At 73.0% G+C, this 26,134-nt stretch carries 29 protein-coding genes; 9 read left to right on the top strand and 20 right to left on the bottom strand.

Going from position 1 to position 26,134, the window contains the following annotated elements; all coding sequences use genetic code 11:
- Nucleotides 1-16 precede the first annotated feature (16 nt).
- From AB0B39_RS31645 to AB0B39_RS31635, 3 genes are read right to left on the bottom strand one after another with little or no spacing between them, the layout of a single operon-like run.
- On the bottom strand, nt 17-1,621 hold the full coding sequence (locus AB0B39_RS31645; protein WP_357576117.1) for a prenyltransferase/squalene oxidase repeat-containing protein: 1,605 nt from the start codon (nt 1,619-1,621) through the stop codon (nt 17-19).
- Nucleotides 1,614-2,531, bottom strand: coding sequence for a terpene synthase family protein (locus tag AB0B39_RS31640; protein WP_357498917.1), 918 nt, complete (start codon nt 2,529-2,531; stop codon nt 1,614-1,616). Before AB0B39_RS31640 ends, AB0B39_RS31645 begins: the two co-directional genes overlap by 8 nt.
- Nucleotides 2,528-3,865 carry a cytochrome P450 gene (locus tag AB0B39_RS31635; protein ID WP_357498941.1) on the bottom strand — a complete coding sequence of 446 codons (1,338 nt, stop codon included), beginning with the start codon at nt 3,863-3,865 and terminating at the stop codon, nt 2,528-2,530. Before AB0B39_RS31635 ends, AB0B39_RS31640 begins: the two co-directional genes overlap by 4 nt.
- Before the next feature lie 465 nt (nt 3,866-4,330).
- On the opposite strand from AB0B39_RS31635, the gene AB0B39_RS31630 reads away from it, so the two are divergent.
- Nucleotides 4,331-4,579, top strand: a complete 249-nt coding sequence (locus AB0B39_RS31630; protein ID WP_234591490.1) for a DUF2630 family protein — start codon at nt 4,331-4,333, stop codon at nt 4,577-4,579.
- Nucleotides 4,580-4,628: 49 nt separating this feature from the next.
- Here AB0B39_RS31630 and AB0B39_RS31625 read toward each other — a convergent pair whose 3' ends face one another.
- The 3 genes from AB0B39_RS31625 to AB0B39_RS31615 form a co-directional block, all read right to left on the bottom strand.
- Nucleotides 4,629-5,561 carry an RIO1 family regulatory kinase/ATPase gene (locus AB0B39_RS31625; RefSeq protein ID WP_357498914.1) on the bottom strand — a complete coding sequence of 311 codons (933 nt, stop codon included), beginning with the start codon at nt 5,559-5,561 and terminating at the stop codon, nt 4,629-4,631.
- Nucleotides 5,562-5,771: 210 nt separating this feature from the next.
- The gene (locus tag AB0B39_RS31620; RefSeq protein ID WP_234591492.1) at nt 5,772-6,416 is read right to left on the bottom strand and encodes an HAD family hydrolase; all 645 of its coding nucleotides are present in this window, start codon (nt 6,414-6,416) and stop codon (nt 5,772-5,774) included.
- A 65-nt stretch (nt 6,417-6,481) separates the two neighbouring features.
- Nucleotides 6,482-7,342, bottom strand: a complete 861-nt coding sequence (locus AB0B39_RS31615; RefSeq protein ID WP_357576116.1) for a carbon-nitrogen hydrolase family protein — start codon at nt 7,340-7,342, stop codon at nt 6,482-6,484.
- A 77-nt stretch (nt 7,343-7,419) separates the two neighbouring features.
- Here AB0B39_RS31615 and AB0B39_RS31610 point away from each other — a divergent pair, with 77 nt between their 5' ends.
- The 6 genes from AB0B39_RS31610 (at nt 7,420) to mug (ending at nt 11,874) form a co-directional block, all read left to right on the top strand.
- Nucleotides 7,420-7,992, top strand: coding sequence for a TetR/AcrR family transcriptional regulator (locus AB0B39_RS31610; protein WP_234591495.1), 573 nt, complete (start codon nt 7,420-7,422; stop codon nt 7,990-7,992).
- 226 nt (nt 7,993-8,218) lie between these two features.
- Nucleotides 8,219-9,148 (top strand): TIGR04222 domain-containing membrane protein, encoded by a 930-nt coding sequence (locus AB0B39_RS31605; protein WP_357576115.1) that lies wholly within the window; start codon nt 8,219-8,221, stop codon nt 9,146-9,148.
- Complete coding sequence (locus AB0B39_RS31600; RefSeq protein WP_357576114.1) at nt 9,145-9,963, top strand: DUF692 domain-containing protein; 819 nt, start codon at nt 9,145-9,147, stop codon at nt 9,961-9,963. The genes AB0B39_RS31605 and AB0B39_RS31600 overlap by 4 nt, the downstream gene beginning before the upstream one ends.
- Nucleotides 9,960-10,484 (top strand): hypothetical protein, encoded by a 525-nt coding sequence (locus AB0B39_RS31595; protein WP_357498905.1) that lies wholly within the window; start codon nt 9,960-9,962, stop codon nt 10,482-10,484. Before AB0B39_RS31600 ends, AB0B39_RS31595 begins: the two co-directional genes overlap by 4 nt.
- Nucleotides 10,469-11,230 carry an SDR family oxidoreductase gene (locus AB0B39_RS31590; protein ID WP_357498903.1) on the top strand — a complete coding sequence of 254 codons (762 nt, stop codon included), beginning with the start codon at nt 10,469-10,471 and terminating at the stop codon, nt 11,228-11,230. Before AB0B39_RS31595 ends, AB0B39_RS31590 begins: the two co-directional genes overlap by 16 nt.
- 44 nt (nt 11,231-11,274) lie before the next feature.
- The gene (mug, locus tag AB0B39_RS31585; RefSeq protein WP_357576113.1) at nt 11,275-11,874 is read left to right on the top strand and encodes a G/U mismatch-specific DNA glycosylase; all 600 of its coding nucleotides are present in this window, start codon (nt 11,275-11,277) and stop codon (nt 11,872-11,874) included.
- Between the two features lie 102 nt (nt 11,875-11,976).
- On the opposite strand, the gene AB0B39_RS31580 is transcribed toward mug, so the two are convergent.
- The 3 genes from AB0B39_RS31580 to AB0B39_RS31570 all read right to left on the bottom strand — a co-directional run bounded on the left by AB0B39_RS31580 (nt 11,977) and on the right by AB0B39_RS31570 (nt 15,109).
- Nucleotides 11,977-13,953 (bottom strand): ABC transporter ATP-binding protein, encoded by a 1,977-nt coding sequence (locus tag AB0B39_RS31580; RefSeq protein WP_357576123.1) that lies wholly within the window; start codon nt 13,951-13,953, stop codon nt 11,977-11,979.
- Nucleotides 13,954-14,067: 114 nt separating this feature from the next.
- Entirely contained in the window at nt 14,068-14,835 is a 768-nt protein-coding gene (locus AB0B39_RS31575) for an enoyl-CoA hydratase/isomerase family protein (RefSeq protein WP_357576112.1), read from the bottom strand.
- A gap of 46 nt (nt 14,836-14,881) precedes the next feature.
- Nucleotides 14,882-15,109: a helix-turn-helix domain-containing protein gene (locus AB0B39_RS31570; RefSeq protein ID WP_007462679.1), complete on the bottom strand. Its 228-nt coding sequence runs from the start codon at nt 15,107-15,109 to the stop codon at nt 14,882-14,884.
- A gap of 212 nt (nt 15,110-15,321) precedes the next feature.
- On the opposite strand from AB0B39_RS31570, the gene AB0B39_RS31565 reads away from it, so the two are divergent.
- Nucleotides 15,322-15,921 (top strand): cadmium resistance transporter, encoded by a 600-nt coding sequence (locus AB0B39_RS31565; RefSeq protein WP_357576111.1) that lies wholly within the window; start codon nt 15,322-15,324, stop codon nt 15,919-15,921.
- Nucleotides 15,922-15,967: 46 nt separating this feature from the next.
- On the opposite strand, the gene AB0B39_RS31560 is transcribed toward AB0B39_RS31565, so the two are convergent.
- The gene (locus AB0B39_RS31560; RefSeq protein ID WP_234588419.1) at nt 15,968-17,572 is read right to left on the bottom strand and encodes an ABC-F family ATP-binding cassette domain-containing protein; all 1,605 of its coding nucleotides are present in this window, start codon (nt 17,570-17,572) and stop codon (nt 15,968-15,970) included.
- A gap of 246 nt (nt 17,573-17,818) precedes the next feature.
- Between AB0B39_RS31560 and AB0B39_RS31555 the strand changes: the two genes are divergently transcribed.
- Entirely contained in the window at nt 17,819-18,721 is a 903-nt protein-coding gene (locus tag AB0B39_RS31555) for a neutral zinc metallopeptidase (RefSeq protein ID WP_357498893.1), read from the top strand.
- 60 nt (nt 18,722-18,781) lie between these two features.
- Here AB0B39_RS31555 and AB0B39_RS31550 read toward each other — a convergent pair whose 3' ends face one another.
- The 10 genes from AB0B39_RS31550 to sufD form a co-directional block, all read right to left on the bottom strand.
- Nucleotides 18,782-19,147 (bottom strand): SgcJ/EcaC family oxidoreductase, encoded by a 366-nt coding sequence (locus AB0B39_RS31550; protein ID WP_357576110.1) that lies wholly within the window; start codon nt 19,145-19,147, stop codon nt 18,782-18,784.
- Nucleotides 19,148-19,149: 2 nt separating this feature from the next.
- The gene (locus AB0B39_RS31545) at nt 19,150-19,461 is read right to left on the bottom strand and encodes a muconolactone Delta-isomerase family protein (RefSeq protein ID WP_357498889.1); all 312 of its coding nucleotides are present in this window, start codon (nt 19,459-19,461) and stop codon (nt 19,150-19,152) included.
- A gap of 107 nt (nt 19,462-19,568) precedes the next feature.
- A complete protein-coding gene (locus AB0B39_RS31540) occupies nt 19,569-20,231 on the bottom strand; it encodes an acVLRF1 family peptidyl-tRNA hydrolase (RefSeq protein WP_357498887.1) in 663 nt (220 codons plus the stop codon).
- Nucleotides 20,232-20,284: 53 nt separating this feature from the next.
- Nucleotides 20,285-20,911 (bottom strand): LysE family transporter, encoded by a 627-nt coding sequence (locus tag AB0B39_RS31535; protein ID WP_357498885.1) that lies wholly within the window; start codon nt 20,909-20,911, stop codon nt 20,285-20,287.
- Between the two features lie 568 nt (nt 20,912-21,479).
- The gene (locus AB0B39_RS31530; RefSeq protein WP_357576122.1) at nt 21,480-21,935 is read right to left on the bottom strand and encodes a metal-sulfur cluster assembly factor; all 456 of its coding nucleotides are present in this window, start codon (nt 21,933-21,935) and stop codon (nt 21,480-21,482) included.
- Between the two features lie 145 nt (nt 21,936-22,080).
- On the bottom strand, nt 22,081-22,554 hold the full coding sequence (gene sufU / locus AB0B39_RS31525) for a Fe-S cluster assembly sulfur transfer protein SufU (RefSeq protein WP_234588465.1): 474 nt from the start codon (nt 22,552-22,554) through the stop codon (nt 22,081-22,083).
- A 2-nt stretch (nt 22,555-22,556) separates the two neighbouring features.
- Nucleotides 22,557-23,861, bottom strand: a complete 1,305-nt coding sequence (locus tag AB0B39_RS31520) for a cysteine desulfurase (RefSeq protein ID WP_234588430.1) — start codon at nt 23,859-23,861, stop codon at nt 22,557-22,559.
- Between the two features lie 20 nt (nt 23,862-23,881).
- Nucleotides 23,882-24,655 (bottom strand): Fe-S cluster assembly ATPase SufC, encoded by a 774-nt coding sequence (gene sufC, locus AB0B39_RS31515; RefSeq protein ID WP_151489655.1) that lies wholly within the window; start codon nt 24,653-24,655, stop codon nt 23,882-23,884.
- On the bottom strand, nt 24,655-24,981 hold the full coding sequence (locus AB0B39_RS31510) for a non-heme iron oxygenase ferredoxin subunit (RefSeq protein ID WP_234588432.1): 327 nt from the start codon (nt 24,979-24,981) through the stop codon (nt 24,655-24,657). Before AB0B39_RS31510 ends, sufC begins: the two co-directional genes overlap by 1 nt.
- Nucleotides 24,981-26,126: a Fe-S cluster assembly protein SufD gene (sufD, locus tag AB0B39_RS31505; RefSeq protein WP_357498880.1), complete on the bottom strand. Its 1,146-nt coding sequence runs from the start codon at nt 26,124-26,126 to the stop codon at nt 24,981-24,983. Before sufD ends, AB0B39_RS31510 begins: the two co-directional genes overlap by 1 nt.
- Between the last annotated feature and the right edge of the window lie 8 nt (nt 26,127-26,134).

Here is a 26,134-nt window from a genome sequence, read left to right as displayed (position 1 = left end):
GTGTCCACACAACCCCTCAAGTTGTTGTTTTTGTTGCCGGGTAACCACAATCCACCACCGAACGGTCGGCATCCGCCAGATGGACGGACGCCAGACGGCAGGCTGCGAGCACCGCCGCACGGACGATCGCAGTAGGACAGTACAGCTCCTTGCCGTACCACAGTGGACGGTCGGTCCGGCCGGACGGCAGGTGCAGGTAGGCGTGGCCGCGCGCCACCGCGTCGTCGACCCGGGGCGCCCCGGTCGGTGCGGCCAGCAGCACCTGCAGGGCGTACGCGGTCTCCTCGACCGTGCCGCCCCACCGCCCCCACGAGCCGTCGGCGCGTTGACTGTCCAGCACCCAGCGGGCCGCCCGGTCCACCGCCTCGGCCGCCACGCCGCCTCTACCGAACTCCGCCAGCGCCAGCACGCAGCAGGCCGTGGCGTAGTACGGCGAGGCGTGCCACCGGTCCTGCCACGGGCCGTCGGCGAGCTGGTGTGCGGGCAGCACGGCGCTGAGCCGCTCGACCGTCCGGTGGTAGCGCGGGTCCGCGCCGGGGTACGCGGCCACGTGCTGGCCGAACGCGTCCAGCACGTGCGCGTTGGTGGTGACCGAGAAGCCGTCCTCGCTCCCCGGCCAGGTGCAGAAACCGTCCGCCGTCTCGTACGCCCAGAGGCTGGCCGGGTCGGCGGGGTGGCCGAGTCGGGCGAGCGCGTCGAGCGTGACCGATGTGGTGTCGGCGTCGGTCGGCAGGCCCTCGCCGGTGGCGACGCCCTCGGCGGCGGTGGCGGTGGCCAGGGTGCGCAGCACGGTGGCCGGCGGGTTGACCGCGACACCGGCGCGACGCAGCCCGCTGAGCACCCAGGCCCGCTCGAACACGGTGATCGGGGTCGGACAGGGCACCGGTCCGTCACCCTCGCGGATCAGCTGCCGCAGGAAGGCGTGCGCGGCGGGGCCGGCGTCCGGGCCGGCGGCGGTCAGCCAGGCGGCGGTCGCCGCCGGCGAGGCGCCGACGGCGGTGAGGGTCGGCCCGGCGTCGGCAGGTGTCGCGTCCAGCAGCTCGTAGAAGTGGGCCAGCTTGGTCGGCAGCGGCGCCCCGGCGGCCACCGCGGCCCGCACCGCGCGCAACCGGTCCGGGCCGAGCCCCGGTGGCAGGCTCAGCGGCGGGTGGGGCAGCCGGTCGGCGGTCGCCCGGTCCAGCCGGGTCAGCCGGTCGTTGATCGACTCGACGAGCGCCGGGACGATGAGGTCCAGCGCCGGGGTGTCCGGCAACGCCCGCGCGTGCGTGGTGAGCAGTCGGCCGGCGAGCGCGGCCAGCCCGCGCGCCACCGGGGCGAGCAGGTCCGTCCCGGACCATCCGCCGTCGGCCAGCGCGGCGAGCAGAGCGTCGGTGGCGCTGAGCGTGGGCACCAGGGCGTACCCCTCGGGTGGGCCCCACGCGCCGTCCGGGCGCTGCTCGCGCAGCAGGAACCCGATCCGCTGGTGGTGCCCCGGCAGCCAGGGCGCACCGGCAACGAGCCGACCGCTCTCGTACACCGAGGGGGCGACCTGCCCCCACTGTCGCAGCGCGAGGCCGGCGATCAGCTCGCGCGCGGCGTCGGTGGCCGGCTCGACCAGTACGCGCGGGGAGCCCTCACTCATCGCGCGCCCCCCAGAAGTCCGACAGCTGGTAGAAGCCACCCGTGAAGGAGATCTGCCGGTGCAGGTAGTCCGCCTGGCGGGGGCAGCGTTCGGCGAGGGCGGCCAGGTCGCCGCGGGACCGGGTGGTCAGCTCGGCGAGCCGGGTGTGCACCCGCGCCGGGTCGTCGACCAGCAGCAGGGCGTTCAGGTCGCCCCACTCGGCGTCCCGCCCGTGCGTGGCGAGGTCGTTCACCAGTCGCAGCACCCGCTGCACGCCACGTCCGGCGTCCAGCAGGTCGGTCAACTGGGCGAGGGTCCGCTCGTCGCCGGTGGCGATCCAGTGCGTGACGTTGACGAAGGAGCAGGCGAGGTTGTCCGCGTTGTCCAGATAGCGGTCCAGGTCCGGCAGGCGCCGCCCGGTGGTCGGGTCGGTCGGCAGGTTCTTCCAGTCCCACTCGCGCGACACGGCGGCGAGCATCCGCGCCAGCTCGTCGCGCCAGATCGGGCGCAGCCGGCCGAACGCCGGGACGGTCGTCAACTCGTCGCGCAGGTCGGCCAGCAGCCGCGCCAGGTGCCGGCCCGGCGGCGGCGCGGCTCCGTCGGCCACCGCCAGGCAGTCGGTCACGATCGCCCGGACGTCGTCGGCGGACCGGGCCAGGTAGTCGACCTGCCAGTCGGCGGCGAAGACCCAGAGCAGGGTACGGGTGGTGATCCGCAGTTCGGCGGCGGTGTGCCACGGCGCGGTGAACGCGATAGCGGTGGCCACCGAGCTGAGCAGCGCGGCGTCGAACGGCGCGGCGTCGAAGAGTTCGGGGTGGGCAGCGGTGACGCCCTGCAGGTCGCGGACGCCACGGACGGCGAGCGCGCACACCCGGCCCTGCTCGGCTACCGCGTCGGGCCCGGCCTGCACCGGCCACGGCGCCCCGGTCACGACGCGACCGGCCGCTCGACCGGAGTGAGGATCAGCTCGGCCCGCTGCTTGGGTTGCAGCGAGGCACCGAGCCGGGGTGTCAGGCCGACGGGCTCGCGCAGTCGGAAGCGGTAACGGCTCAGCACGGTGCTGACGATGAGCTGGGCCTCCAGCAGGAACAGGTACTGACCGAGGCACTGGTGCGGGCCACCGCCGAACGGGAAGTACGAGTAGCGGTAGCGCCGCCGGGGCTTCTCCGGCGCGAAGCGCTCCGGGTCGAACAGCGTCGGGTCGTCCCAGAACGTCGACATCCGCTGGGTGACGTACGGGCTGACCAGTACGGTGCCACCGGCCTTGATCCGCACACCGCCCAGCACGTCGTCGCGCACCGCGGTGCGGGGGATCATCCAGCCGGCCGGGTAGAGCCGCAGCATCTCGTCGAGCACCATGCGGCCGTAGCGCAGCTGCGGCAGGTGCTCGCGGCCGACCCGTTCCGCGCCGACGACCTGCTCGATCTCGTCGGTCATCCGCTCGGCCACGTCGGGTCGGGAGGCCAGCACGGGCCACAGCCAGGAGAGCAGGGCGATGGTGGTCTCGGTGGCGGTGGAGAACATCGCGACCACGTCGCCGCGGATCGCGTACTCGTCGGGTTCGCTGCCGTCGGCGCGCGGTCGACAGAGGGTGGAGATGATGTCGTCGCCGTCGGTGGGCCGGGCCCGGGCCTCCCGGATGATCGGCAGCACCACCTCGTCGATGGTCCGCACGGCCTCGGCGAAGCGTCGGTCGCCGGGCATCGGCACCGCGTACGGCACGAAGGGCACCAGCAGGCGCGGAAGCATCGCGGTGGTGACGGTGTCCAGCGCGGCGCTGATCCGCAGCGCGTCCGGCACCGAGATGCGGTCGGCGAAGAGGACCCGCATGGTGGTCCGCAGCACGATCCGGGTCAGCTCGCCGCCGCCGTCGATCGGGCGGCCGTCGCGGGCGGGTTCGAGCCACTCGTCGACGGCCTCGTTGATCGCCTCGGCCATCCGGTCCACGAGCGTCTCGGCCCGCTTCGCGGTGAACAGCGGTTGCAGCGCGCCGCGGCTGGACTCCCAGATCTCGCCCTCGGCGACCAGGATGGCGTCGCCGACGATCCGGCGGACCGGACGCCACAACAGGCCGTCGCCGTCGCGGGTGTAGTTGGCAACGTTGTCCCTCAGGACGCGTTGCAGGTGCTCCGGGTGACTGACGAGGTAGGGGCGGAACGAGCCGAGGTTCAGCCGGACGACCTCACCGCCGGCGGCGTCCGCGAAGCCGACCAGCGCGCCGAGCGGGTCGCGGATCAGCGCGGGCAGGGCGCGACGGAGCGGAATCTTCCGGGGTTCGGTGCTGACGGGGGCGGGGCCGGCATCGGACACCTGGGACATGCAACGTCTCCTCGTCGTTCCGCCGGCCTGGGTTGTCCACTTCGGCCGGACGGGACTGTGGAACTTTCACCTTCTGGGCGACGGAAGCATCTCACCAAATCGGGGGCACCTCTAGACCTGTGACCGGTGAGATTCCACCGACGCGCCCGATGAACATCGATGTCCATGGCGGGCTCGGGTCCTGAGTGGATTGTCAGGATGTGGCACCGGTGCAGGTCGCACCCGTACCGGTTGGGGTCGCGGACACCGGAGGGCCCGCGGGACGGCGGGCCCGGGGGCCGCACGCCCAGCGGAGCCACCCACCGGGTCGCACCCGTGCGATCCCAGAGGGCGGGCGGCGCGTGTGAGCCAGGACGCACCGGTACCTGCGAATCCGGGCGATGCCGGGCACCCTGTGCCAGGCTCTGTGGCATGGACGACAAGACCATCCTGAACCGGATCTCCGAGCTGGTCGACGAGGAACACCGGCTGCGCGCGGACGCCCAGGCCCACGAGTCGGGCACCGAGGGGGAGGCCAGCGAGCGGCTCCGCGCGCTGGAGGAGTCCCTCGACCAGTGCTGGGACCTGCTGCGCCGCCGTCGGGCCGCCCGAGAGACCCACGGCGACCCGGACTCCCAGGGCGAACGCCCCAAGCCCGAGGTCGAGCGCTACCTGCAGTGACCGGTGGGAGTGGGTCGGGCAGCCGCTCGGGCAGCCCGACCCGCTCCGCTCAGCGGATGCCCGCCTCCCGCAGCAGCTCCCCCGTCAGTGCGCCGGGGTCGACCTGCTCGGCGCTCAGCCCCCGGGCCACGAACCACGCGCTGACCACCCGCACGTCGCGGGCCAGGAACTCGGGACCCTGCGGGTTCGCCACCACGTCGACCACCTGCGGCAGATCGATCACGACCAGCCGCCCGGAGTGCACGAGCAGGTTGTACGGCGACAGGTCGCCGTGCGCGTAGCCGGCCCGAGCCAGCACGCGCAGCGCCTCGACAAGCTGGCCCCACAGGTCGCGCAGCTCCGCCGTGCCGGGCCGGAGCTGGGCCAGCCGAGGCGCGGCAAGCCCCGACTCGGCGTCGCCGACGAACTCCAACATCAGTTCGGTGCCCCGCAACTGCACGGGGTACGGCACGGCGATCCGGTCGTAACCGGCGCCGATCTCCCAGAGCCGGGCCAGCGCGGCGAACTCGGCCGCCGCCCACTGCCCGGCGATCATCTGCCGGCCGAAGGCCGTCCGGCCGGCCATCGCCCGGTTTTCCCGGGACCGCCGCACCCGGCGCCCCTCCAGGTAGCCGGCATCACGGTGGAACAGCCGGTGCTCGGCGTCCCGGTATCGCTTGACGGCCAGCAGGCAGGATCGGTCCGTGTCCGGTACCGCACGGCGGACCAGGTGGACGTCCGCCTCCTTGCCGGTCTTGAGCACACCCAGTTCGGTGTCCTTGGCGGCCAGCTCGGTGATCAGCCACTGCGGGTGCGGCTCGGGGCCGTGCACGGCGTCGTCCCACGACGACCAGCGTTCGCCGGTGGCCGGGTCGGGTTCGCCGTCGGGGTCGGCGGGCGGCTCGGTGGGCCGCCCGCGCTTCAGAAACTGCGGTTCGTCGTCGTCGAAGCGGCTCTTGCCGCGGCTGCGGCGCTCCAGCGCCGGCAGGTCATGATCGCGCACTGTGGTGAGGTTCCCTTGGTCGAGGCTGAGTTAGGCAGCTGGAAGCGACCTGCGAAGACGGCCATGACCGACCCCCTCTCCTCGACCGGGCGCACGCCCGGGTGCACGATGCGCCGCCCATGCTGCCGTCGCCCCGACGGCGGGTCAATCGAATTAGCGCGGCCGCTGCAACGGCCGGGTGCACGCCGCGTCCGGCGGCGGCGAACCCCGTCAGCTAGCGAGCACCGTGGCGACCGCGGCGATCAGCCCGTCCACCGTGCGGCTCGGCGCGAACCGGACGTCCGACCAGGTCCGTCCCCGGTGCAGCCAGACGCTGGGCAATCCGACGGCCGCGGCGCCGCCGATGTCCGCCTCCGGGCTGTCGCCGACCACCCAGGCGCCGCGCAGCGGCATCCGGACCCGCTGCGCGGCGAGCGCGAAGATCCGCGGGTTGGGCTTGCTGACCCCGGCCTCCTCGGAGATCACCCAGTCGGCGACGTACCGATCCAGGCCGGTACGTCGGATCTTGGCGTCCTCGACGCGTACGGTGCCGTTGCAGACCACCACCGGCACCCAACCCGCGTCGTCGGCGATCCGCAGCGCGCAGGCGGTCAGCGGATCGAGGCGGGTCTGCTCCACCACCCCGTCGTGCAGCTCCTCCACCAGGTCGATCGAGGGGATACGCAGCTCGTAGCGGTCCCGGATGGCGTCGGCGAGATCCCAGCGGTCGGTCAGACCGTCGGCGTCGATCGAGAGCAGCCAGTCGATGTCGGTGGGGGGCGCACCTATGCCGTCCAGGAAGCGCTCACCCCAGCGGCGGAACGGCCCGGCCCGATCCAGCAGGGTGTTGTCCAGGTCCAGCAGGAGCAGTGGCACTCGGGCACCCTACGGGACCGACGTGTCCGCCAACAGATCCCGCGGGCGTCGACCTGACGGTGGGCTCAACCGGTCAGCGACACCCGTGGGCCGCCCTGGCCCGGCAGCAGATCGGCGAGCATCGAATGGGCCGACCGGGTGTCCGCGAGCGCGGCCGGGTCGAGGGTCGCCACCAGCACCGCCGTGCCCTCGTCGGCGCCCCGGGCGAGCGTACGTCCCTGCGGGTCGTAGATCGCCGCGCCGCCGTTGAACCGCCACGGGTCGCTGCCGCCGACCGCGTTGGCGAAGACCACGAACATGGTGTTGTCCAGGGCCCGCGCGGCGTAGTACAGGTCCCGGCGGTGCTCGGAGCCGGCCAGGTAGCCGCTGGGGCACAGGTAGGCGTGCGCGCCGTCGAGCGCGGCGGCGCGGCCGTGCTCGGGGAAGCAGCCGTCGTAGCAGATGCCCAACCCGAGCCGCCAGTCGTCGACCAGCAGCGTGGCGCCCCGACCGCCGGGGGTGAACAGCTCGCGCTCGTCGCCCCACAACTGCTGCTTGTCGTACCCGACCCGGATCGTGCCGACGCGGTCGACCACCAGGGCGGCGATGGTGCGCCGGCCGTCCGGGTGCCGTGCCGCCGCCCCGACCACCAGGGTGCTCCCGGCCGTGCGCGCCGCGTCGCGCAGCGGGTCGAGTCGGGCGTCGACGACCACCCCGGCCGGGTCGACAGCCACGTCGGTGCCGACCGGGTCGACGGCGAGGGTCGGCGGGTGGTACGCGCACAGGTACAGCTCGGGGAGGACGACCACGCGGGCGCCCTGGCCGGCGGCGTGACGGACCAGCTCGGCCGCCGCCGCCGCGTTGCCGGCGACGTCACCGGGGACGGGGGTGGCCTGGACGGTGGCGACGGTCAGCGCCGCGGTGGGCGTGGGGTGCAGCGGGGTCACCGGAGGATGGTAAACGGCACCGCACCAAGCCGTACGTACGGTTTGCATGGCCCGGGGTGACCTGCGACGATCGACGTGTGCCCAGAGTAAGCCAGGACCAGCTCGACGCGCGCCGGCAGGAGATCCTCGCCGCCGCGCGGGCGTGTTTCGCGCGGCTCGGCTACGAGGGGGCGACTGTCCGTCGCCTCGAGGAGGCCACCGGGCTGTCCCGGGGCGCCATCTTCCACCACTTCCGGGACAAGGACTCGCTCTTTCTCGCCGTCGCCGAGGACGACGCCGCCGCGATGGTCGAGACGGTGGCCCGCAACGGTCTGGTGCAGGTGATGCGCGATCTGCTGGCCCGCGCGGTCTCCCCCGACACCACCGGCTGGCTGGGCAGCCAACTGGAGGTCTCCCGCCGGCTGCGCACCGATCCGGCGTTCGCCAAGCGCTGGGCGGAGCGGTCGGCAGCGATCGCCGAGGCGACCCGGGACCGGTTGGCCCGCCAGCGCGACGCCGGGGTGCTGCGCGAGGACGTACCGATCGACGTGCTGGCCCAGTTCCTGGAGCTGGCCTACGACGGCCTGGTGCTGCACCTGGCGATGGGCCGACCCGCCGGCGACCTGGGTCCGGTGCTCGACCTGGTCGAGGAGGCCGTTCGCCGCCGCTGAACGCCTGCCGCATACCGGGACGGGGACCGTGGCGGTCGTGCTCCACGAAGAAGGCGGTCCGCCGCCGCTGAACGCCTGCCGCACACCGGGACGGGGACCGTGGCGGTCGTGCTCCACGAAGAAGGCCGTCCGCCGCCGCTGAACGCCTGCCGCACACCGGGACGGGGACCGTGGCGGTCGTGCTCCACAATGGGGCCGCCGATCCCTCCGGCGACAGGAGCAGCCGATGATCGTCCACGCCGCGTCGGGCGACACCTGGGGCATCCCCGGCCCGACCTTCCTCCGGCTCTACCTCGTGGCGACCGCCGTCGTGGTCACCCTCGCGGTGCTGCACCGGCTCCGCCTCGCCACCGAAGGGGGCCACGCCAGCGCCGACCCGCTCGGCCCCCAACAGGTCGCGTACCTCAACGGTGGGCCGGCACTCGCCGTGCACGCCGCGCTCGGCGGGCTGCGCGGCAGCGGCGCGATCGGCGTACGGCCGGACCGTCGACTCACCACCGTCGGGCCGGCGCCGACCGGGCTCACCCCGTTGGACGGCGCCATCCACTGGGCGGCCCACCAGCACTCCCGCGTCCGTGACCTGAGCCAGAACGACCGGGTGGTCACCGCGCTCGCCCAGCTCCGCACCGGCCTCGAAGAGCGCGGCCTGCTCGTGAGCCCGGAGCGACGCGCCACCGCGAGGCGGTGGGCACGGCTCCTCGCCGCGCTGCTGGTGCTCGGCGTGGTGCGGCTGTTCGCCGGCCTGACCAACGGGCGGCCCGTGGGCTACCTGCTGCTCACCCTGGTCGGGGTGCTGGTAGCGGTGCTGCTGCTCTGGCGCGTGCCCCAGACCAGTCGGGCCGGTCGGGCCATGCTGCGCGACCTGCGTAAGCGCAACAACCACCTGGCCCCCGCCTCGTCTCCCGCGTACGCCACCTACGGCGCGGCGGGCGCGGCGATGGGCGTGGCGCTGTACGGCACCGCGTCGCTCTGGGCGATCGACCCCGGCTTCGCCGAGCAGGCCGAGATCCAGCGCCAGGCCATCGCCAGCAGCGGCTGGTCGTCGGGCTCCGGCTCGTCGGGCAGCGGCAGCTCGTGTGGCGGCGGCAGCTCCTGCGGTGGCGGCAGTTCCTGCGGGGGCGGGGGCGGGTGCGGCGGAGGCGGGTGCGGCGGATGACCGCCCCGTCCGGCGTCGGCATCGGCTGGCGTCCCGAGATCGCCGGTTTCGTGGCCGAGCTGCCCGGGCTGCGCTTCGTCGAGGTGGTGGCCGAGTCGGTGCCCGCCACCGGGCCGCTCCCGCCGGGGCTGGCGCAGCTGCGCGAGCGCGGCGTGACAGTCGTACCGCACGGGGTGCGGCTCTCCCTCGGCGGCGCCGAGCCGGTCGACCCGGCCCGCGTCGCCCACCTGGCCGCGATGGCGCAGCGGCTCGACGCCCCGCTGGTCAGCGAGCACATCGCCTTCGTCCGGGCCGGTGGGCTGGAGGCCGGGCACCTGTTGCCGCTGCCGCGCAGCGCCGAGGCTGTCGACGCGGTCTGCGCCAACGTGGCCCGGGCGCAGGCCGAGCTGCCCGTGCCGATCGCGCTGGAGCCGATCGCCGCCCTGTTCGACTGGCCCGACGACGAGCTGGACGAGGCGGACTTCCTCACCGAGATCCTCGACCGCACCGGTGCGCTGCTGCTGCTGGACATCGCCAACGTGCACGCCAACGCCCGCAACCGGGGTGAGGACCCGCTCGCGCTGCTCGACCGGCTGCCGTTGGACCGGATCGGTTACGTGCACGTGGCCGGCGGTGCCGAGCACGGCGGGTTCTACCACGACACGCACACCGATCCGGTGCCGCCGGAGGTGCTGGAGCTGGTCCGCGCGCTCTGCGCCCGGCAGCGGCCACCGGCGCTCCTGCTGGAACGCGACGGCGGCTACCCACCGGCCGCCGAGCTGCGCGCCGAACTGGACGCCCTGGCCGCCGCCGCCGGCTTCCCGGCCGTGACGTGACGGGCGCCGATCCCCGTACCGGGCTCGCCGCCCGGCAGGCGGAGCTGGTGGCGACGCTTGTCGCCGGAGGTCCGCCGCCGGCGGGGTTCGCGGCCGGACCGCTGGCCGCCACCCGGGCGGCGCTGCGCCGCAAACGGGCCGGTGAGGTGGCCCGACACTGGCCGCTGCTCGCCGCCGGCCTCGGCGCGGCGTGGCCGGCGACCTTCGCCGAATGGGCCGCCGAGCGCCCCACCGCCGGGTCGCTGCGCGACGGCTGGGACCTGGCCCGGACGCTGCGGGAGCGCGGCGCGCTGCCGCCGGGCGGCGCCGAGGAACTGGCCGTCCGCGAGGCGGGCCTGCGCTATGACGGGCGTCGGGCGCCGCGCCCGCGCCGGCTGCCGGCCGTGGCCCGCGTCGGCGGCGCCGTCGCGGTGCAGGTCGCCGGTCGGGTACGTCTGGTGCGCCCCGCCGCGCGTCCGCCCGCCCACGTTGGCGGGCCCGACCCGGATGCGGCAGGATCGGCGACATGGATCTCGGACTGACCGACCGGGTGTACGTGCTCACCGGCGCCTCCCGCGGGCTGGGCTACGCGACGGCGCAGTGCCTGGTCGCCGACGGCGCGCGGGTGGTGCTCTCGGCCCGCGACACCGACGCCGTCGACGCCGCCGCCGAAGCGCTGGGTGGCCCGGACCGGGCGGTCGGAGTCGCCGCCGACCTGGCCGACCCGCAGACCCCGGAGCGGCTCGTCGCGGCGGCCCGCAAGCACTTCGGCCGGATCGACGGCGCGCTCATCTCGGTCGGCGGCCCGCCCGCCGGCACCGCGGCGTCGATCACCGACGAGCAGTGGCGGCACTCCTTCGAGACCGTCTTTCTGGGCACCGTCCGCGCGGCGCGCACCGTCGCCGCCGCGCTGCCCGAAGGGGGCGCGATCGGGCTGGTGCTCTCCACCTCGGCGCGCGGCCCGGTGCCCGGCCTCGGCATCTCCAACGGCCTGCGGCCCGGCCTGGTCGGCGTCGCCAAGGACATCGCCGACGACTACGGCCCGCGTGGCGTACGCGTGGTCGGCCTGCTGCCCGGCCGGGTCCTGACCGACCGCAACCGGGAGCTGTTCGCCGCCACCGGCGACCCGGAGCGCGCCCGCGCCGAGGCGGAGGCGAGCATCCCGCTGCGCCGCCTCGGCGACCCGGCCGAGTTCGGGCGGGTGGCAGCGTTCGTGCTCTCTCCCGCGGCCAGCTACCTGACCGGCCTCACCGTCCCGGTCGACGGCGGCGCGCTGCGCGGCCTGTGACAGCGGGCGCTCCGACACCCGGCGAGGGCGGCCGAGGCGGGGATGTGCCGACCGCGCTGGGAGGTCGCACGGGTGCCGCGCATCCACGGCCGAGCAAGGCGGACCTGGCCGCCGCCACCGACCGGACCATCCCGGACGTGCTCGCGCCAGCGCTGTCGGTGCTCTTCGTCGGGATCAATCCGGGCCTGTGGTCGGCCGCCACCGGCTGGCATTTCGCCCGGCCCGGCAACCGGTTCTGGCCGGCGCTGCACCTGGGCGGGTTCACTGCCCGGCTGCTGCACCCGAGCGAACAGGACGAGTTGCCGGCCCTCGGGCTCGGAATCACCAACATGGCCGCCCGGGCCAGCGCCCGCGCCGACGAGCTGACCGCCGAGGAACTGCTCGACGGCGCCGCGATCCTGACCGACAAGGTGACCCGGTACCGGCCGCGCTGGGTGGCGGTGGTCGGGGTGACCGCGTACCGGATCGGCTTTCAGCGGCCGAAGGCCGCCTTCGGGCCGCAGCCGGAGTCGCTGGCCGGGGCACGGCTGTGGGTGCTGCCGAACCCGAGTGGACTGAACGCGCACTTCACGCCGGTGACGCTGGGCGCGGCGTTCGCCGAGCTGCGCGAGGCGACCGGCCTGCCGGACCGCCACCCGACCTGACGCCGCCTGCCGTTGATCGACTCGACTTCCTGGAAGTCGGCCTGTCGACGCGGCCGGGACACCCCGATTTCCAGGAACCGGAGTCGATCAACCGATCGTCGGTCAGTTGGCGGCGGCGGGTGGCATCGCCTCGTCGGCGACGTACGTGCCCAGGGGCATGACCACCGGCTCGGGGCCTGTCGCGTCCACGAAGGGCCGGGGCGAGTCGGCGACAGCGAACTGGGTGCGGTACAGCTCGGCGTAGAGCCCGCCGACCGCCACCAGCTCGTCGTGGCGGCCCCGCTCGACGATCCGGCCGCCGTCGAGCACGAGGATCTGGTCGGCGTCGCGGACTGTGGAGAGCCGGTGCGCGATCACCAGGGCGGTACGCCCGGCCAACGCGACCGACAGCGCCCGCTGCACCGCCGCCTCGCTCTCCGAGTCCAGGTGGGCGGTCGCCTCGTCGAGGATCACGATCGACGGGGCCTTGAGCAGCAGCCGGGCGATGGCGATGCGCTGCTTCTCGCCGCCGGAGAAGCGGTAGCCGCGCTCCCCCACTGTGGTCTCCAGCCCGTCGGGCAGCGACCGGACGAGGTCGGCGACCTGTGCGCCGGCGAGCGCCGCCCAGATCTCGTCGTCGGTGGCGTCCGGCTTGGCGTACCGCAGGTTCTCCGCGATCGTCTCGTGGAACAGGTGCGAATCCTGGGTGACGACGCCGATCTCGTCGCGCAGGGAGGCGAGCGTGGCGTCGCGCACGTCCGTCCCGCCGACCAGCACCTGGCCGTCGGTGACGTCGTAGATGCGGGAGATGAGCATGGACAGCGTCGACTTGCCGGCGCCGGACGGGCCGACGAGGGCGACCATCTGCCCCGGCTCGACGCTGAACGAGACGCCCTTGAGCACCGGCTCGTTGACCGTCCGGTCGAGGGTGGCGACCTCCTCCAGCGAGGCGAGGGAGATCTCGGCGGCGCTCGGGTAGCGGAAGCGGACGTCGCGGAAGTCGACGCGACCGTTGCCGCGGGGCACCGGCACCGCGTCGGGCTTCTCGACGATGCCCGGCTGCAGGTCGAGCACCTCGAAGACGCGGTCGAAGGAGACCAGCGCGCTCATCACGTCCACCCGGACGTTGGAGAGCGCGGTGAGCGGCCCGTACAGCCGCGTGAGCAGCAGCGCGAGGGTCACCACGGTGCCCGCGCTGACGCCGCCGGTGACGGCGAGCCAACCGCCGAGGCCGTAGGTGAGTGCCTGCGCCAGCGAGGCGACCAGCAGCATCGCCACGAAGAACGTCCGGGAGTACATGGCGGACTGGATGCCGATGTCACGCACCCGCTCGGCCCGGTCGGCGAACCGGCGAGCCTCGATCTCGGGCTGGCCGAACAGCTTCACCAGCAGCGCCCCGGCCACCCCGAACCGCTCGGTCATGGTCGCGCTCATCTTGGCGTCGAGGTTGTACGCCTCGCGGGTGATGTCGGCCAGCCGCCGTCCGACCCGTCGGGCCGGGATGATGAAGATCGGAAGCAGCACCAGTGAGAGCGCGGTGATCTGCCAGGAGAGGGTGAACATCACCGCGGCGGTGAGGACCAGTTGGATGACGTTGCTGACCACACCGGACAGGGTGGAGGTGAACGCCCGCTGGGCGCCGAGAACGTCGTTGTTGAGGCGGCTGACCAGGGCCCCGGTCTGGGTGCGGGTGAAGAACTGCAACGGCATCCGCTGCACGTGGTCGTAGACCCGGGTGCGCAGGTCGAGGATGATGCCCTCGCCGATGCGGGCCGAATACCACCTCTGGGCCAGGGACAGCAGCGCGTCGGCGACGGCCAGACCGGCGATGAACAGGGCCAGCTTGACCACGAGCCGACCGGCCTCGCTGCCGCCCCGGTTGATGGCGTTGATGACGTCACCGGCGAGCACCGGCGTCGCCACGCCGATGATGGCGGCCAGCACCACGGTGGCCAGAAAGACGATGATGTCGCGCCGGTAGGGCTGGGCGAAGGCCACGATGCGGCGGGCCACGCCGTGCTTGAGCCGGTGGGTGGAGACCTCGTCGCGGTTACGCATCGACCGGAGCATGCTCCACCCGGCCATGCCACCGCCGGACATCGGGTTGGACACCGCTCACCTCCGGGTCGTCGGGTGGACCACACACGTCAGGTCAATTCTCCCGACGACTCTGACAACCTCGGTCGTAACCCGGATCTTCCCGTACGGTCCTTACTATTCTCCGCGGCCGGCCAGATCCCGCAGGCGGCGGGTCTGCGCCTCCCGCTCGGCGCGCTGCTGGTCGGCGTGCGACCGCCCCGCCGCGCCGGCGAGCAGGGCCTTGATCTCCACCACCGCGTCGCGGGGCCCGGCCAGCAGGCCCGCGGTCAGGTCACGGACCGCGCCATCCAGCTCCGCCGGCGGTACGACAAGAGTGGCCAGGCCGATCCGGTCCGCCTCGGCGGCGTCCAGCCGGCGGCCGGTCGCACAGATCTCCAGCGCCCGGGAATAGCCGACCAGCTCGACGAGGCGCTTGGTGCCGGCCAGGTCGGGCACGAGCCCGAGCGTCACCTCGGCCATCGACAACTTCGCGTCGGCGGCCAGGATCCGCAGGTCACAGGCCAGAGCGAGTTGGAAACCCGCGCCGATCGCGTGCCCCTGCACGGCGGCCACCGAGATGACGTCCGGCCGGTGCAGCCAGGTGAAGCCGGCCTGGAACTCGGCGATCCGGTCGGCGCACTCCTGCTCGGGCAGCGTGGCCAGCTCGGCGAACGACCCCGGGCCGGATGCGCCAGCCACCGCGAGGTCGAGGCCGGCGGAGAACGCACGCCCCTCGCCACGCACCACCACGACCCGGACGTCGCCGGGCAGGTCGCGAGAGAAGTCGCTCATCGCGCGCCACATCGCCGGCGTCTGGGCATTGAGCACGTCGGGCCGGCACAACGTCACCGTGGCAACCGGCCCGTCGCAGGTCAGCCGAACCCCGGTCGCCTCGGCGGTCACCGGGCTGCCCGGGGCGCGGCGCTGGTGAACGACGCGAAGGGGCGGGTCACGCCTTCTTGCGGCGCCGGGCACCGCCGCGCTGACGCAGCTGAACCCCGGACTCGGTGAGCACTCGGTGGATGAACCCGTAGGAACGGCCGGTCGAGGCCGCCAGCGCGCGGATGCTCTCCCCCGACGTGTACCGCTTTACCAGGTCCTTGGCGAGCGTCTGACGCTCGGCTCCGACGATCCGGCGACCCTTCTCAGTGCTGGTGGCTGTGCCAGTGGCTGCCATGCTGTGTCCTCACGTCCCAGACTGTGCGGTTCGGATACGGTCCCACCTATTAGACCGCCTCGGACGATCATGCGCCAGATATCAACTCTTCGCCAACCGACACGCTATGCAATGTCAGCTTCCCGATAGAGTGATCCTCGCGATCGGCCCCGGCGCATCGTCCGGAAGGGCCACCGCCGCGCGGCGACGCCTCGACCCGTACGCTCCCGGGCGTGATCGACCTGCTGGGCACCGCGGCCGGAGCGGCGGTGGTCTTCGCCGCCACCGACATCGACGACATCGTCATCCTCACGCTGTTCTTCGTGGCGGCCCGCACCACCGGCCGGCCCCGCACCTGGCAGATCGTCGCGGGCCAGTACCTGGGAATCGGCGCGCTCGCGCTGGCCAGCGCGGTGGTCGCCGCCGGGTTGCTGGTCGTGCCGGACCCGTGGACCGGGCTGCTCGGCCTGCTGCCGATCGCGTTGGGCATCCGCGCGCTGCGCGGCGCGGACGATGACGAGCCGGCCACTGTCGTCAGCGGGACACTCGGCGTGGCCGGGGTGACCATCGCCAACGGTGCCGACAACGTGGCCGTCTACGTACCCGTGTTCCGGGCTCTCGGCCCCGGCGACAGCGCGGTCTTCCTGCTGGTCTTCGTCGTGTTCGTCGGCGTGTGGTGCGCCGCCGCAGCCTGGCTGGGTGGACACCGCAGGGTCGTACGCCTGGTGGAGCGCGCCGGCCACTGGCTGGTGCCGGCCATCTTCGTCGCCATCGGCGTGGTGATCCTGGTCAGCTCCGGCGTGCTCGGCCGGCTGGTCGACCTGCTGGGCTGAGACCCGGCCCGGCGGTACGGCCAGCTCGACCAGTACGGCCCGGCGGTCAGGCCAGCTCGACCAGTTCGAGCAGGTCGTCGCTCCAGGCGTCCTCGTCGCCGTCGGGCAGCAGGATCGCGCGGTCGGGCTTGAGCGCGAGCACCGCGCCCGGATCGTGCGTGACCAGCACGATGGCGCCCGGGTAGTTGGCGATCGCGTCGAGCACCTGCTCGCGGCTGACCGGGTCGAGGTTGTTGGTCGGCTCGTCGAGCAACAGCACGTTGGCGCCGGAGCAGACCAGGGTGGACAGCGCCAGGCGGGTCTTCTCGCCGCCGGAGAGCACCCCGGCCGGCTTGTTCACGTCGTCGCCGGAGAACAGGAACGCACCGAGGATCTTGCGCAGGTCGGTGTCGGACTGCTCGACGGCTGCGGCGCGCATGTTCTCCAGCACCGTCCGCTCCACGTCAAGCGTCTCGTGCTCCTGGGCGTAGTACCCCAACCGCAGCCCGTGCCCCGCGTGCACCTCGCCCGTGTCCGGGGTGAGCAGCCCGCCGAGCATCCGCAGCAGCGTCGTCTTGCCAGCGCCGTTGAGCCCGAGGATGGCCACCCGGGAACCACGGTCCACCGCGACGTTGACGTCGGTGAAGATCTCCAGCGAGCCGTACGACTTGGACAGGCCGGTCGCGGTGAGCGGCGTCTTGCCACACGGGGCGGGGCTGGGGAAGCGCACCTTGGCCACCCGGTCGGCGACGCGTACCTCCTCCAGGCCCGAGATCAGCTTCTCGGCGCGGCGGGCCATGTTCTGCGCGGCGACGGTCTTGGTGGCCTTGGCCCGCATCTTGTCGGCCTGCGCCATCAGCGCGCCGGCCTTCTTCTCCGCGTTGGCCCGCTCCCGGCGGCGGCGGCGCTCGTCGGTCTCGCGGGCCTCCAGGTACGCCTTCCAGCCCAGGTTGTAGACGTCGATCACGGACCGGGTGGCGTCGAGGAACCAGACCTTGTTGACCACCGACTCCAGCAGCGCGCCGTCGTGGGAGATCACGATGAGGCCGCCCTTGTGGTTGGCGAGGAAGCCCCGCAACCAGGTGATCGAGTCCGCGTCGAGGTGGTTCGTCGGCTCGTCGAGCAGCAGGATGCCGCCGCCGTTCTCACCGGCGTCGCGGAACAGGATCCGGGCCAGCTCGATGCGCCGGCGCTGACCGCCGGAGAGAGTGCCGATGGTCTGGGCGAGCGCGCGGTCCGGCAGCCCCAGGTTGGCGCAGATGCGAGCGGCCTCGGCCTCGGCCGCGTACCCGCCCAGGGCGGCGAACTGGTCCTCCAGCGCGCCGTAGCGGCGGACCAGCTTGTCGCTGGCGTCCTCGGCCAGTTGGGCCTCGATCTCCTTCATCTGGGACATCAGCACGTCCAGGCCACGGGCGGAGAGCACCCGGTCACGGCCGGTGACCTCCAGGTCGCCGGTGCGCGGGTCCTGCGGGAGGTAGCCGATGGCGCTGCGCTGGTCGATCTGCCCGCCGTACGGCTGCCCCTCGCCGGCGAGCACCTTCAGGGTGGTGGTCTTGCCGGCGCCGTTGCGGCCGACCAGGCCGATCCGGTCACCGGGCTGCACGCGCAGCGTGGTGTCGGACAGCAGGATCCGGGAGCCGGCGCGCAACTCCAGGCCGGTGGCAGTGATCATCTCGTGGGACTCGCTCTCGGGGTCTGGAAGGCTGACTCAGGGCACGCGAAAGCGCCGGCGGGCGGTGGGCCCGTCGGCGCGGGGGCGGTTCAGCCTTCGCAGCGCGGCACGGGGACAAGTGTACCGGGGCGCGGTCGAGCGGCCGGGCCGGATTACCAATCAAGATCATCGGGTACCGAATCGCCGTCCGGACCCGGTCCGGCGCTGACGGCCTATCACAGGACATTTCACGCGATCGAGGTCATCATGGAGCTGAACGAGAACGCGCAGGTCGACACCAGTCAGGTAGAGGACATGCGTGGATCCGGCGGAGGCGGCGGGGGCGGAGGCCTCGGGATCCCGATCCCCGGGGGCGGCGGCCTGATCGGCATCATCATCGCCGTCGTGCTGGCGTTGGCCGGTGGCGGGTTCGGGCTCAGCCAGCTCGGCGGCGGCGGCAGCGACCAGCCAGCCGACAACTCCAGCCTGGACGCCGAGTGCTCCGCGAGCGCGACCAAGACCGAGGACTGCCGCAACACCCTCTTCATCAATTCCATCCAGGCTTACTGGAAGGACGCCATGCCGAAGGCGTTCGGCGACCAGTACCAACCGGTCACCACGCGGTTCTTCAGCAACAGCGTGAACACCGGCTGCGGTCAGGCCGACTCGGGTGTCGGCCCGTTCTACTGCCCGGCGGACAAGCATGTCTACATCGACCTGACCTTCTACGACACGCTCAAGTCCGAGTTCGGCGTCGACGGCGAGTTCCCCCAGCCGTACGTTCTCGCGCACGAGTACGGCCACCACGTGCAGGACCTGCTCGGCACCGAGGCCAAGGCGCAGGACGGCAAGACCGGGGCCACCTCCGGCTCGGTCCGGCTGGAGTTGCAGGCGGACTGCTTCGCGGGCGCCTGGGCCAACCACGCCACCGAGACCAAGTCGAAGAACGACAAGGCGATCTTCAAGTCGATCAGCGAGCAGGACATCCAGGACGCGGTGGACACCGCTGGCGCGATCGGCGACGACGCCATTCAGCAGAAGTCCGGCCGGGGCAACGACCCGAGCTCGTACACCCACGGCACCGCCGCCCAGCGGCAGAAGTGGTTCGAGCAGGGCTACAACAGCGGCGACCCGAAGACCTGCGACACCTTCGGCACCAACCAGCTCTGACATCTCCACGCGATCGCGGCAGGCCCGCCGAGCGGGCCTGCCGCGATTGTCGTTGGGTGGTCAGTCGAGCCGGGAGACCTGGTAGTGCCCGATCAACCAGGCGTCGTGGACCCGCCGGACGACCACACCGAGGTGCACGGTCAGCGCCGGTCGGTCGGTGAACCCGAACTCGACCTCCAGATAGCCGAGGACCGCATCGTCGGCGAGCCGCCGGGTCTCCCGGATCTCGTACGCGGCGGTCAGGCCGAGCGGCTGCGCGGCGTAGTACGCGGCGACGCCGTCCCGGCCGACGACGTACGGGCGCAGGCCCTGGAAGATCGCATCCTCGGTGAAGACCGACGCGACCTGATCCGGCTGGTGGGCGTCGACGGCCGACTTCCACCGGTCCAGGACGGTCCGCAGGACGTCCGCCTCGCTGCCGGCCACCGTCAACTCCTCGCCTGCCGGGGCGGCTGACCCGGGTCGTTCGGGTGCGGCGTCAACACGGTGACCGTCTCCCGCCGCCAGGCGCGCAGCGGCATCGACGCGAGGACCGCCTCCAACTCGTCCGCGTCGGCGGCCTGGAAGAGCCCCCACGTACGCCACTCCCCCGGCGCCAGCGGCGGCCGCCACAGGCGCAGGAGGGTGCCCTGTGCCACCAGCTCGGCCGAACGCGCCGCCTCGCGTGCGCGCATGTCGGCGACCTCGTCCTCGGACGTGCCGTCGGGAACCGTCGTCACCATGTCAACCAGGAACTCCACCCGCCCATCCTCCGGCCGGCGGCCCGGCAGCACGCCGGGAACCCCGATCTGCGTGGCGGTCGTCTCCCCCTGCGGCCCGCCGTCGCTGGCGCCGAGGCCGGCGGCCGTTACCGCGCGGGATCGGGCTCCGGGTCGCGCAGCCGGATCCGTACCGCCCGGGCCGCGCCCACCGCCGCCACCAGCACCGCGTGCCGCGGCTCCGGCACGTCGAGCAACCGCTCGGCCCGCAGCGGCACGAGCGGGGCCAACCGCCGGTCGGCCAGCACCGTGTCCACCGCCCGCCGGTCACCGCCACAGACGAGGGCCGCGAGCCGCGCCGCCTCCGGCAACAGCAGGCGTACGGCCAGGTCCGCCGCGTCGCCCAGCGCCGCCTTGGCCTGGTTGTCGCGGCGGCGGGCGAACCGGTGCTGCGACCATCCCCCGGCGGCGGTGCGCCCCTGCACGTACCGGGTGTCCACCTTGGAGACCACGAGGTCGGGGCCCTGCGCCACACCTACCGCCACCGCACCCTTGCGGGCCAGCAGCAGGCCGATCCGGTGCGGTGCGCCGGCTGCGGCGACGAAGGCCGCCACGTCCGCGCCGACCGGAGCGCCCGGCGGGGCGTACAGCTCGGCGGTGGTCCCGTCGGGGGCGGTGAGCAGCAGGCCGTACTCCCGCGCGGTGGTGGTGGGCGGGCCGTGCCGGTCGGCGAAGCCCTCGACCCAGCGGCCGACGCGGGCCGGGTCGACCTCGACCCACCGGCCGCCCCCGGCTGCGGGTCGACTGGTCACGGCCCGACCGTACGCCACGGCGGCTCGGGGCGGGGCGTCGGGCGGGTTCGGCCTCAGCCGGGCAGCAGCGCCACCACCGCGAGCGCGGCGATGAGCGCGCTGGAGACCAGGCCGGTGACGAGCCGGCCACGCGGCCCGGTCAGCGCCCGGCCGACCATCGTGCCGCCGCCCGCGATGAGCAGCTGCCAGCTCGCCGACGCCAGGAACACGCCGGCCACGAAGAGCCCGGCGGTCAGCCCGTTCGCGTCCGCGGTGTCCCGGCGCCCGAGCACCAGCGCGGCGAAGTAGAGCACTGTCATCGGGTTCAGCAGGGTCAGCCCGAGCACCGCCGCGTACGCCCGAGCGGGAGTACGCAGGCCCCCGCCGGCCGATGGCGCCGGCCGGGCGCGGTGGGTGGTCCACGTGCGCCAGAGGCCGTGCGCGGCGAGCCCCAGCAGGACCACTGCGGCGACCACCCGCAGCGGACCGGCCGCCGGGGCGACGACCCCGGCCAGGCTCGCGCCGCCGAACGCGGCGACCGCCGCGTACAGCCCGTCGGCCGTCGCCACCGCGAGCGCCGCGGCCGCGCCGACCCGGAACGAGGTACGGGCGCTGAGCCCCAGGATGAGGATCGCTATCGCGCCGACCGGGATGGCGACGCCGTACCCGGCCACCAGACCGGCGAGGAACGCGCCGCTCACGACGACGGGCGACGGGTCGAGGTCACCCCGGGCACGGTCCGCTGTCGACGCGCGGCGGTGGCCGCACGGACAGAAACCTGCATCGGGTACGCCTCAATCACAGTCGGCATCCTGCGCGCCCCACCCACGCCCCCGCAACGGACTTTCACCCCACGCCCCACGCCCCACGCCCCACGCCCCACGCCCCACGCCCCACGCCCCACGCCCCACGCCCCACGCCCCACGCCAAGATCCTCACAACATCGCCGATGTTGCTGCCTCAGCCTGGCGGGAGACCGCAACATCGGTGAAGTTGCGCGGATCTTGCCAAGGCCGCCGGCGAGCAAGCCCATCTGGAGGCGAGCTGCGAACGTCAACGACGATCCGGCCAAGATCGCGCTCCGACCAGGATGTAGTGGCCTCGGCGACGCACCGAGGCCACTACATCAATGATCGAGCACGACCTTGGGCCCGTCAGGGTCGACAAGTGCGGGGCTCCGGGCCACTGCGGTTTCCCGCGCATCCCGCAACGGATCGAGCGCGGCACCCCGGAGGGCACCGCGCTCGACGACTGTGGGACGGAGTCGGGTCAGACGTTGAAGCCGAGGGAACGGAGCTGGTCCCGACCCTCGTCGGTGATCTTGTCCGGGCCCCACGGCGGGAGCCACACCCAGTTGATCCGGATGTCGTTGACCAGGCCGCCGCCCGGGCCGGTGGTCAGCGCCTGCCGGGCCTGGTCCTCGATGACGTCGGTCAGCGGGCAGGCCGCCGAGGTGAGCGTCATGTCCAGGGTCGCGACGTTCTCGTCGTCGACGTGCACCCCGTACACCAGGCCGAGGTCGACCACGTTGATGCCCAGCTCGGGGTCGACGACGTCCTTCATTGCCTCCTCGATGTCGGCGATCATCGCCTTGCTGACGCCGCCCGTCGAGGTGGCGGCGTCGCCGGCACCCGGGGTCGCAGCCGCGTCGGTCGCAGCGCCGTCGGTCGTCGCAGCGCCGTCGGTCGCAACGGCGTTGGTCGTCGGGGCTCCGTCGGTCGTCACGGCGTCGGTCTGCGGCGCCGCGGTGGCGTCACCGGCCTCCGGCGTCGCCGCGGTAGCGGTGTTCTCGCTCATGCCGTCCCTCCGGTTCGCTTCGTGATGCCACCCGGCACCACAGTGCTGCTGGAAATCGCTCGCTGACGCACGCTCACGCCTTCACCTCCGGGCCCACGCCCACGCCGGCGCGTGCCGCGGCGTCCTTGAACGCCATCCACGGCAGCAGCGCGCACTTCACCCGGGCGGGGTAGCGGGCGACGCCCGCGAAGGCCACCCCGTCACCGAGTACGTCCTCGTCGGGCGTGACCTGGCCACGTCCCGACATCAACTCGACGAACGCCTCGTGCACCTCGAATGCTTCCCCGGTGCCCCGACCGCGCAGCAGTTCGTGCAGCACGCTCGCCGAGGCCTGGCTGATCGAGCAGCCCATGCCGTCGTACGAGATGTCGTGCAGCACGTCGCCGTCGGTGGCCACCCGGACGGTGATCTCGTCGCCGCAGGTCGGGTTGACGTGGTGCGCTTCCGCGACCTGGTCGGTCGCGTCGTCGGCGTCGCGCAGGCCACGGCCGTGCGGATGCTTGTAGTGGTCCAGGATGATCTCCTGGTAGAGCTGGTCGAGTTGCACCATCAGTCGAACACCTTCCGCACCTGCTCCAGACCGCCCACCAGGGCGTCGATCTCCTCGGTGGTGGTGTAGAGGTAGAACGAGGCCCGGGTCATCGCCGGGACGCCGAACCGGCTGCACACCGGCTTCGCGCAGTGGTGGCCCACCCGCACCTGCACGCCGAGCGAGTCGAGCACCTGGCCCACGTCGTGCGGGTGCACGTCACCGAGGGCGAACGAGATGGTGCCGCCGCGGCCCACCGGCACGGTCGGGCCGAAGATCCGCAGGTCCGGCACCGTGCCGAGGGCCTCCAGCGCGTATGCCGTCAGCTCCTTCTCGTGCCACTGGACGGCCCGCATCCCGACGCCGGTCAGGTAGTCGACGGCAGCACCGAGCGCGACCGCCTCGGCGATCGGCGGGGTGCCCGCCTCGAAGCGGGCCGGCGGCGCGGCGAACGTCGACCGGGCCATGGTCACCGTCTCGATCATCGAGCCGCCGCCCATCACCGGCGGCATGGCCGCCAGCAGCTCACCGCGGCCCCAGAGCACGCCGATGCCGGTCGGACCGAGCATCTTGTGCCCGGTGAACACGATGTAGTCGGCGTCCAGGTCGACGACGTCGATGGGCAGGTGCGGCACCGACTGCGAGCAGTCCAGCAGCAGCAGCGCGCCCACCTCGCGGACCCGCGCGGTGATCCGGGAGGTCGCGTTGACGGTGCCGAGGATGTTGGACACGTGCACCAGCGAGACGATCTTCGTCCGTTCGGTGACCAGGTCCTCCAGGCCCGACTCGTCGAGCCGACCCTGGTCGGTCACCGGGAACCAGCGCAGGGTCGCGCCGGTCCGCTCGCAGAGCAGCTGCCACGGGACGATGTTCGAGTGGTGCTCCATCTCGGAGATCACCACCTCGTCGCCGGGGCCGAGCCGGAACCGGGGGTCACCGTCCGGGCGCAGGGAGGCGTTCGAGAAGGCGTACGCCACGATGTTGATCGCCTCGGTGGAGTTCTTGGTGAACACCACCTCGTCGACGCTCGGCGCGTTGATGAACGCGGCGATCTTGGCCCGCGCCCCCTCGTACGCCTCGGTTGCCTCGGTGCCCAGGGTGTGCACCGAGCGCGACACGTTGGCGTTGTGCCGCGCGTAGTGCTCGTCGAGCACGTCGAGCACCTGCCGGGGCTTGTGCGAGGTGTTGGCGCTGTCGAGGTAGACCAGCGGGTGCCCGTTGATCTCCCGATCGAGGATCGGGAAGTCGGCGCGTACCCGGGCCACGTCGAAACGCGGCACGTCGTCGTACTGCGGCATCCCCTCGGGGATCGCGATGCTGGTCATCTCGGCAGCGCCTTCCCCACTCAGGCCTTGGCCGTGCCGGCCCCGGCGGCGTACCGCTCGTAGCCCTCGGCCTCGAGCTTGTCGGCCAGCTCCGGGCCGCCCTGCTCGACGATCCGGCCGGCCACGAAGACGTGCACGAAGTCCGGCTTGATGTAGCGCAGGATCCGCGTGTAGTGGGTGATCAGCAGCACGCCGGTGTCACCGGTGTCGCGGACCCGGTTGACGCCCTCGCTGACCACGCGCAGCGCGTCCACGTCGAGGCCCGAGTCGGTCTCGTCGAGGATCGCGATCTTCGGCTTGAGCAGCTCCAGCTGGACGATCTCGTGCCGCTTCTTCTCACCGCCGGAGAAGCCCTCGTTGACGTTGCGCTGGGCGAACGCCGGGTCCATCTGCAGGCGCTCCATCGCGCCGCGCAGCTCGCCACCCCAGGTGCGCAGCTTCGGGGCCTCGCCGTCGATGGCGGTCTTCGCGGTACGCAGGAAGTTCGCCACCGAGACGCCGGGCACCTCGACCGGGTACTGCATGGCCAGGAAGAGGCCGGCGCGAGCGCGCTCGTCGACGGTCATGGCCAGCACGTCCTCGCCGTCGAGGGTCACCGAACCGCCGGTGATCTCGTACTTCGGGTGGCCGGCGATCGAGTACGCCAGGGTGGACTTGCCGGACCCGTTCGGGCCCATGATCGCGTGGGTCTCCCCCGACTTCACGGTCAGGTCGACGCCGGCCAGGATCGGCTTGAGCTCACCCTCGGGCAGCTTGACCGACACCTTCAGGTCGCGGATCTCCAGGGTGCTCATTATCGGGTCACTCCATTACTCGGCGTCAGGCTGAGGTAGATGTCGCCGTCGCGGACTTCGACGGGGTAGACGGGGACGGGTTCGGTGGCGGGCAGGCCGGTCGGCGCACCGGTGCGCAGATCGAAGCGCGAGCCGTGCAGCCAGCACTCCAGCGTGCAGCCGTCGACCTCACCCTCGGAGAGGGCGACCGCGGCGTGCGAGCACTCGTCGTACGCGGCGTAGAACTCGCCGTCCTCGCCGTGCACCAGGGCGATCGGGGTGCCGTCGACGTCCGCGCTGATCGCGGTGCCCTTCGGCACGTCCTCGGTGGAGCAGATGCGGATCATCAGGCGCCCGCCTTGGCCAGCCGGGCCTCGATCGCGTCGCCCAGGCGCTCGCGCAGCTCCTCGACCGGGATCTTGTTGATCACCTCGGCGAAGAAGCCGCGGACCACCAGTCGGCGGGCCTCACCCTCCGGGATGCCCCGGGCCATCAGGTAGAACAACTGCTCGTCGTCGAACCGGCCGGTCGCGCTGGCGTGGCCGGCGCCGGCGATCTCGCCGGTCTCGATCTCCAGATTGGGTACGGAGTCCGCCCGCGCACCGTCGGTGAGCAGCAGGTTCCGGTTGATCTCGTACGTGTCGGTGCCGGTCGCCTCGGCCCGGATCAGCACGTCGCCCACCCAGACGGTGTGCGCGTCCGCGCCCTGCAGGGCGCCCCGGTAGCCGACGTAGCTGCGGCAGTCCGGCACGGAGTGGTCGACCAGCTGGCGGTGCTCCAGGTGCTGGCCACCGTCGGCGAAGTAGACGCCGTACAGCTCGGCCTCGCCGCCCCGGCCGGTGTACTCCACGCTGGTGAACTGGCGCACCAGGTCACCGCCCAGGCTCACCTGCACGTGCGTCACCCGGGCGTCCCGGCCGAGCTTGAACTTGAGGTGCTGCGCCTGCACCGCGTCCGGTGCCCAGTCGGCAACGGTGACCAGGGTCAGCTTGGCCCCGTCGCCCACCGACACCTCGACGTTGTCCGCCAGGGTCGCCGAGCCGACGTGCTCCAGCACCAGCGTCAGCTCCGCGAAGCGGCCCACCTCGACGAAGGTGTGCCCGAAGGCCAGACCCTCGCCGCCGTCGCCGACCACCCGCACGCTCACCGGGGCGCCCACCACGACATCGCTCGCGACCGAGAACAGCAGCGCCTGCCCGGCGCCGCCGTACGCGAGCGCGCTGACCCGGTCGACCGGGGTGAGCACGCTGCCCACCCGCGGGTCGTCGGTGCCGATGCGCTCGATGGCCACGCCCTCGGGCAGCTCGCCGTACTCGTGCCGGACCGTGCCGGTGCCGGCCTGCGCGTCGCCGGCGAGGCCGCGCAGTCGCTTGAGCGGGGTGAAACGCCACTCCTCCTCCAGGCCGGTGAGGGCCGGGAAGTCGGCGACGTCGTACGAGCGCAACGCCTGCGACTTGGTGCTGGGCGGTGGCGCGGAAGCCTGGGTAGTCATGTCTTCCT

The sequence above is a fragment of the Micromonospora sp. NPDC049114 genome, assembly GCF_040648635.1.
Taxonomy (GTDB): Bacteria; Actinomycetota; Actinomycetes; order Mycobacteriales; family Micromonosporaceae; genus Micromonospora.
The sequence above is the reverse complement of the archived record's forward strand: the minus strand, read 5'-3'. Positions and strand labels throughout refer to the sequence as shown.